General features: G+C 64.2%; 6 protein-coding genes. All 6 read left to right on the plus strand.

Annotated elements, in window-relative coordinates; all coding sequences use genetic code 11:
• Positions 1–254 precede the first annotated feature (254 nt).
• Positions 255–887, plus strand: coding sequence for a ribosome maturation factor RimP (gene rimP, locus FJ980_RS28475; RefSeq protein WP_140546981.1), 633 nt, complete (start codon positions 255–257; stop codon positions 885–887).
• Positions 888–933: 46 nt separating this feature from the next.
• A complete protein-coding gene (nusA, locus tag FJ980_RS28480) occupies positions 934–2,529 on the plus strand; it encodes a transcription termination factor NusA (protein ID WP_140546982.1) in 1,596 nt (531 codons plus the stop codon).
• 32 nt (positions 2,530–2,561) lie between these two features.
• Positions 2,562–3,212, plus strand: coding sequence for an RNA-binding protein (locus tag FJ980_RS28485; RefSeq protein WP_140546986.1), 651 nt, complete (start codon positions 2,562–2,564; stop codon positions 3,210–3,212).
• Positions 3,209–5,785, plus strand: coding sequence for a translation initiation factor IF-2 (infB, locus tag FJ980_RS28490; RefSeq protein ID WP_140546983.1), 2,577 nt, complete (start codon positions 3,209–3,211; stop codon positions 5,783–5,785). Before FJ980_RS28485 ends, infB begins: the two co-directional genes overlap by 4 nt.
• Positions 5,786–5,908: 123 nt before the next feature.
• Positions 5,909–6,325, plus strand: a complete 417-nt coding sequence (gene rbfA, locus FJ980_RS28495) for a 30S ribosome-binding factor RbfA (RefSeq protein WP_140546984.1) — start codon at positions 5,909–5,911, stop codon at positions 6,323–6,325.
• Positions 6,326–7,282, plus strand: coding sequence for a tRNA pseudouridine(55) synthase TruB (gene truB, locus FJ980_RS28500; RefSeq protein ID WP_140546985.1), 957 nt, complete (start codon positions 6,326–6,328; stop codon positions 7,280–7,282).
• Positions 7,283–7,502 lie beyond the last annotated feature (220 nt).

Raw genomic sequence — 7,502 nt, forward strand, 5'->3', positions numbered from 1 at the left:
CTGATGTCCCATACATAATTCTCTACCGTGTTATCGGCGAGGAGATCGAGATACTCACCGTGATGCATGCGGCCCAACGATGGCCACGCCAGTTGTAGACACCACCGCTAGCCTGTGCCTGAAGGCTTGAAACGCCGGCGGCAATCGTCTATATCAACCTCAAATTCTTGGTCGGTATGACGAAGAGTGGGTCCACCCGGTCCCGCTCTTTTTTGTTACCTGCCCGGCCGGAAGCAAAAAGCGACAGGGATCTGATGACTGCAGCGGCAAGCGAGGCCGACGACCGTATCATCCGCGAAAGCGGCATCGATGCGCGCATTGCGCTGATCGTGCAGCCGGTGCTCAAGGGCATCGGCTTCCGGCTCGTGCGGGTGCAGTTGACTGGCCAGAACGGGCTAACGCTGCAGATCATGGCCGAACGCGAGGACGGCACCATGACCGTCGAGGATTGCGAAGAGGTCAGCCGCGCCGTGTCGCCGGCGCTCGATGTCGATGATCCGATCGAAAAAGCGTATCATTTGGAAGTTTCCTCGCCAGGCATCGACCGGCCGCTGGTGCGCAAGTCGGATTTCACCGCCTGGACCGGCCATCTGGTCAAGCTGGAGACATCGGTTCTTGTCGGCGATCGCAAACGCTTCAAGGGCAAGATCGCCGAGGCGGATGCCGACGGCATCCTGATCGAGCGCGACAAGGCGGCCTATGGCGAAGAGCCGACGGTGCGCGTGCCTTATGACGCGATCGCAGAGGCCCGGCTGGTGCTGACCGACGATCTCATCCGCGATGCCCTGTCGAAGGACAACCGGGCTCGCAAGGAAGCCAGGAAGCGCCGTGGCGAAGCGGAAGACGCCGCCGACGGCGAGGAAAATGAAACCGAACAGGAAAGTTGATTGAGTAGCCGGGCCGTATGCCCGGCGCGAAATCGGGAGAAAGACAATGGTTGTAAGCGCCAACAGGCTTGAACTGCTGCAGATCGCCGACGCGGTCGCGCGTGAAAAGTCGATCGACAAGCAGATCGTCATCGCCGCCATGGCCGATGCGATCCAGAAGGCAGCGCGCTCTCGTTACGGCCAGGAGACCAACATCCGCGCCGACATCAACCCGAACACCGGCGAGATGAAGCTGCAGCGGCTGATGGAAGTGGTCGAGAAGGTCGAGGACTACGCGACGCAGATCGCGCTTTCCACGGCGCGCGAGCGCAACCCCGATGCCCAGATCGGCGACTTCATCGCCGAGCAGCTGCCGCCCATGGATTTCGGCCGCATCGCCGCCCAGTCGGCCAAGCAGGTCATCGTCCAGAAGGTGCGTGAGGCCGAGCGCGATCGCCAGTATGACGAGTACAAGGATCGCATCGGCGAGATCGTCAACGGCACCGTCAAACGCGTCGAGTACGGCAATGTCATCGTCGATCTCGGCCGAGGCGAGGCGATCATCCGCCGCGACGAGCTGATCCCGCGCGAGAACTACAAATATGGCGACCGCGTGCGGGCCTATGTCTATGACGTGCGCCGCGAGCAGCGCGGCCCGCAGATCTTCCTGTCGCGCACCCATCCGCAGTTCATGGCCAAGCTGTTCACCATGGAAGTGCCGGAAATCTACGACGGCATCATCGAGATCAAGTCGGTCGCCCGCGATCCGGGCTCGCGCGCCAAGATCGCCGTCATCTCGCGCGATTCCTCGATCGATCCGGTCGGCGCCTGCGTCGGCATGCGCGGCAGCCGCGTCCAGGCGGTGGTCGGCGAATTGCAGGGCGAGAAGATCGACATCATTCCGTGGTCGCCATCGGCCGCGTCCTTCATCGTCAACGCGCTGCAGCCGGCCGAGGTCGCCAAGGTGGTGCTCGACGAGGACGCCGAGCGCATCGAGGTGGTGGTGCCGGACGACCAATTGTCGCTGGCCATCGGCCGCCGCGGCCAGAACGTGCGCCTTGCCTCGCAGCTCACCGGCTGGGATATCGACATCCTGACCGAGCAGGAAGAAAGCGAGCGTCGCCAGAAGGAATTCGTCGAGCGTTCGGCGCTCTTCATGGAAGCGCTCGACGTCGACGAGATGGTCGGCCAGGTGCTTGCCTCCGAAGGCTTCACCAGCGTCGAGGAAGTCGCCTATGTCGACTCTGGCGAAATCTCCTCGATCGATGGCTTCGACGAGGACACCGCTTCGGAAATCCAGACCCGCGCCCGCGAATATCTGGAGAAGATCGAGGCCGAGCACGACGAAAAGCGCAAGGCGCTGGGCGTCAAGGACGAACTGCGCGACATTCCCGGCATCACCACCGCCATGATGGTGACGCTCGGCGAGGACGGCGTGAAGACGGTCGAGGACTTCGCCGGCTATGCCGCCGACGATCTGATCGGCTGGAAAGAGCGCAAGGACGGCGAGACCAAGGTCTATCCGGGCGTGCTCGCCAGCCACGGCGTCTCGCGCGCCGAGGCGGAGCAGATGGTGCTCGCCGCCCGCAAGCAGGCCGGCTGGATCACCGAGGAAGAAATCGCTGCCGAAGAGGCAGCGGCCGACGAAACCGTCGGTGCGTGAGGTGACCGCCAATCGCAAAGCCCGTGGACGAGATGAACGATCGCACTTGCATCGTTACGCGCAGGCAGGCCGAAGCGGATGAACTGATCCGCTTCGTCGTCGGCCCGGATTCGGCCGTCGTTCCGGACATCAAGAGAAATCTGCCCGGCCGCGGTTGCTGGGTTACTGCCGATCGCCTACATATCGAGAAGGCAGCGGCCAAGAACCTGTTTGCCCGTGCCTTCAAGGCGCAGGTGACCGTTCCGGCCGATCTCGGCGGCATGGTCGACGGGCTGCTCTCCAGATCCGCTCTGGGCATGCTTGGCCTTGCTCGCAAGGCTGGCGCCGTCGTCCTTGGCGCCGCCAAGGTCGAAGGTGCGGTGCGCGACGGGCAGGCGCTTCTGGTGCTGCATGCGACCGAGGCTTCGGACGACGGTGTCCGCAAGATCAGTCAGGCGCGGCGGGCAACCGTCCATCTCGGCGGACCGGCCATCCTTGCCTACAAACTTTTCCCCGAAGCCGAGTTGAGCTTGGCATTGGGGGGTACAAATGTGATACATGCTGCCGTTCTCGCGCAGGACGCGGGACAGGCGGTTGAGAAGCGCGTAGTTGCGCTCGACCGATATCGGGGCGGTACCCCGAACGATCTGGCAATGCTTGCGGCCGTTGCTGACGAAGATGATGCCGCAGAGGATATGGAATGAGCGATACGAAATCGGGCGACGACAAGACGTTGAGCGTGACGCCGAAGAAGACCTTGACGCTGAAGCGCCCCGGCCTCGAGCAGGGCACTGTGCGCCAGAATTTCTCGCATGGCCGCACCAAGTCGGTCGTGGTCGAGACCAAGAAGCGCAAGTTCTCGCTGCCCGGCGACAAGCCGGAGCCGGTGGCTGCGTCCGTCTTCACGCCGAAGCCCGCCGCTGCCCCTGTTGCCGCCGCCCCTGTCGTGCAGGAAGCGCCGAAGGCGCCGCCTCCGCCGCCGGAGCGTTCCGGCATGGTCCTGAACGAGCTCTCGCGCGGCGAGATGGAAGCGCGCCGCAAGGCGCTGGAAGGCTCCAAGGCCCGCGAGGCCGAGGATCGCCAGCGCGCTCAGGAAGATGCCAAGCGCCGCGCCGAGGAAGAGGAACGCCGCAAGCGCGAGCGCGACGAATCCGCGCGCCGTCAGGCCGAGGAGGAGGCACGCCTGCAGACTGAGGCCGAGGCCCGCCGGCGCGCCGAGGAAGAGGCTCGCCGCCGCGCGCCGCTGGCGGCGGAGGTCGCCACGGCTGATGACGAGGAGGAGGCCAAGCCGAGGCGTGCCGGTGCCGGTGCCGCGAGTGCGCCGCCGCGCCGTCTTGCGACGCCGGAAGTGGCAAGGCCGGCCAAGCCGACAAAGGGCGAGGAAGATCGCCGCCGCGGCAAGCTGACGCTGAACTCGGCGCTGTCGGATGACGATGCGCGCGCCCGCTCGCTGTCGTCGATGCGTCGCCGCCAGGAAAAATTCAAACGCGCGCTTCACAATGAGCCGCGCGAGAAAGTCATGCGCGAAGTGATCCTGCCCGAAACCATCACCATCCAGGAACTGGCGCAGCGCATGTCCGAGCGCGCCGTGGACGTGGTCAAGTTCTTCATGAAGCAGGGCCAGATCCTGAAGCCGGGCGACGTCATCGACGCCGACACGGCTGAGCTGGTCGCCTCCGAATTCGGTCACACGGTCCGCCGCGTCGCCGAGTCCGACATCGAGGAAGGCCTCTTCAACATCGCCGACCGCCCGGAAGACCTTGTGTCGCGTCCGCCGGTCGTGACCATCATGGGCCATGTCGACCACGGCAAGACCTCGCTGCTCGACGCCATCCGCAACGCCAATGTCGTCTCCGGCGAGGCCGGCGGCATTACCCAGCATATCGGTGCCTACCAGATCGAGAAGAACGGTCAGAAGATCACCTTCATCGACACGCCCGGCCACGCGGCCTTCACGGCTATGCGCGCCCGTGGCGCGCAGGTTACCGACATCGCGGTGCTGGTGGTGGCGGCCGACGACAGCGTGATGCCGCAGACGATCGAATCGATCAATCACGCCAAGGCGGCCGGCGTGCCGATCATCGTGGCCATCAACAAGATCGACAAGCGCGATGCCGACCCGCAGAAGGTGCGGACCGAACTGCTGCGCCACGAAGTGTTCGTGGAATCGATGGGCGGTGAGGTGTTGGACGTCGAGGTTTCGGCGACGAAGGGCATCAATCTCGACAAGCTCTTGGAAGCGATCCTGCTGCAGTCCGAAGTCCTCGACCTCAAGGCCAATCCCGACCGCACCGCCGAAGGTGCGGTCATCGAGGCGCAGCTGGACAAGGGACGCGGTCCCGTCGCCACCGTGCTGGTGCAGACCGGCACGCTGATGCCGGGCGATATCATCGTCGCCGGCAACGAGTGGGGCCGTGTCCGCGCGCTCGTCAACGATCGCGGCGAGCATGTGCCGGAAGCCCCGCCGGCAATGCCGGTCGAGGTGCTTGGCCTCCAGGGCACGCCGCAGGCGGGCGACCGCTTCGCCGTCGTCAACAACGAGGCGCGCGCCCGTGAGATCACCGAATACCGCCAGCGCCTGGCGCGCGACAAGGCAGTGGCCAAGCATGCCGGCCAGCGCGGCTCGCTCGAGCAGATGATGTCGCAGCTGCAGACGAGCGGATTGAAGGAATTCCCGCTGGTCATCAAGGGCGACGTGCAGGGTTCGATCGAGGCGATCAATGCCGCCCTTGAAAAGCTCGGCAATGACGAGGTGCGCGCACGCATCGTCCATGCCGGCGCCGGCGGCATCACCGAAAGCGATGTCTCGCTCGCCGAGACGTCCGGAGCGGCGATCATCGGCTTCAACGTCCGTGCCAATGCGCAGGCGCGTGCGGCCGCGGCCGCGGCCGGCATCGAGATCCGCTACTACTCGATCATCTACAACCTCGTCGATGACGTGAAGGCAGCGCTTTCCGGCATGCTTTCGCCGGAGCGGCGCGAGACCTTCATCGGCAATGCCGAGATCCTCGAGATCTTCGACATCTCCAAGGTCGGCAAGATCGCCGGCTGCCGTGTCACCGAAGGCAAGGTCGAGCGTGGCGCGGGTGTTCGCCTGATCCGCGACAACGTCGTGATCCACGAAGGCACGCTGAAGACGCTGAAGCGCTTCAAGGACGAGGTTGCGGAAGTGCCGGGCGGCCAGGAATGCGGCATGGCCTTCCAGAACTACGAGGACATGCGTGTCGGCGACGTCATCGAGTGCTTCCGCGTCGAGATGGTAACCAGAACGCTCTAATTCGGGTATACTTGCCGAATAATAACGGGCGGCGGCCGAAAGGCTGCCGCCCAGATCCTTCATGCATGTTGAGACATGTGGCGCGGTCCCATCCCGTGCTTCACGATTTCAGGACCAGAGAAAATGCCCCGTTCGACACCGTCAGGCCCCTCCCAGCGCATGCTGCGCGTCGGCGAGCAGGTGCGCCATGCCCTGTCCGAAACCTTGCAGCGCGGCGAGGTCATCGATCCGGTGATCGAGAACAGCGTCGTCTCGGTGTCCGAGGTGCGCATGTCGCCGGACCTCAAGATCGCTACCGCCTTCGTCTCGCCGCTTGGCGCGGGCGACGACGGCGCCGTGATCGAGGCGCTCAACAGGCACGCGAAATTCATCCGCGGCCGCGTCTCCGGCGCGCTCAGGCAGATGAAGTACATGCCGGAGTTTCGCTTCAGGCTCGACACTTCCTTCGACAATTTCGCGAAGATCAATGAACTGCTGAAATCGCCCGAAGTCGCGCGCGATCTCGGTGACGGCAAGAACAACGACAAGGACGAGGAATAGGTGCGTCGCGGCAAGAAGAAGGGGCGGCCGGTCTCCGGTTGGGTGGTGCTGGACAAGCCGGTCGGCATGGGTTCGACCGAAGCGGTTTCCAAGATCAAATGGCTGTTTCAGGCCGAGAAGGCCGGCCATGCCGGCACGCTCGATCCGCTCGCTTCCGGCATGTTGCCGATCGCGCTCGGCGAGGCGACCAAGACCGTTCCCTATGTGCAGGACGGCGCCAAGGTCTACCGCTTCACCGTCGCCTGGGGCGAAGAGCGCTCGACCGACGATCTCGAAGGCCCGGTGACCAACAATTCCGACCGTCGGCCGGACGAGGCGGCGGTGAGGGCACTGCTGCCGAAATACACCGGCGTCATCATGCAGACGCCGCCGCAATTCTCGGCCATCAAGATCGCCGGCGAACGCGCCTATGACCTTGCCCGTGAAGGCGAGACAGTCGAGATACCCGCGCGGGAAATTGAAATCGGCCGTTTGGATATTGTCGAGCATGGCACCGACAAAACCGTTTTCGAGGTCGAATGCGGCAAGGGCACCTATGTGCGCTCGCTGGCCCGCGACATGGGCCGCGATCTCGGCTGCTTCGGCCACATCGCCGAATTGCGCCGCGTCGAGGTCGAGCCGTTCACGCCGGAGGATTTCGTCACTGTCGCCGAGCTGGAAGCGGCTCGCTTTGGCGAAAAGGATGACGACAAATCGGGCGAAATGGACGCCCCGGTCGATTTCAGCGCCATCGATGCGCTGCTTGTCGAAACGGCGGCGGCGCTCGACTGCCTGCCGCAGGTCGCGGTCAGCGACGACGCGGCGACGAAGATCCGCCTCGGCAATCCCGTCATCATTCGCGGCCGCGATGCGCCGGTCGAGGCCGAGGAGGCCTGCGCCACCGCGCGCGGCAAGCTCGTCGCCATCGGCGCCATCGAGCAGGGCATGTTCAAGCCCAAGCGGGTCTTTGTCGGGTGAATCCGGTCTAGTGCATGTCGCCCAAAAGTGCGCAGCGGTTTTGGGATAACGACATGCATCAACACAAGACTTAAAGCGCGTCGACTGAATCCGTCTCAGCGCGACGCGCTTTAACTGTTTGTTATTACGCAATTCCGGACGGGAAACCGCTGCGCACTTTTGCTGGAATTGCTCTAATCTAGGCCGAATGCTGAGTTCCGAGGATATCTCATGGCCAAGG

Source organism: Mesorhizobium sp. B1-1-5 (assembly GCF_006443065.1).
Classification (GTDB): domain Bacteria; phylum Pseudomonadota; class Alphaproteobacteria; order Rhizobiales; family Rhizobiaceae; genus Mesorhizobium.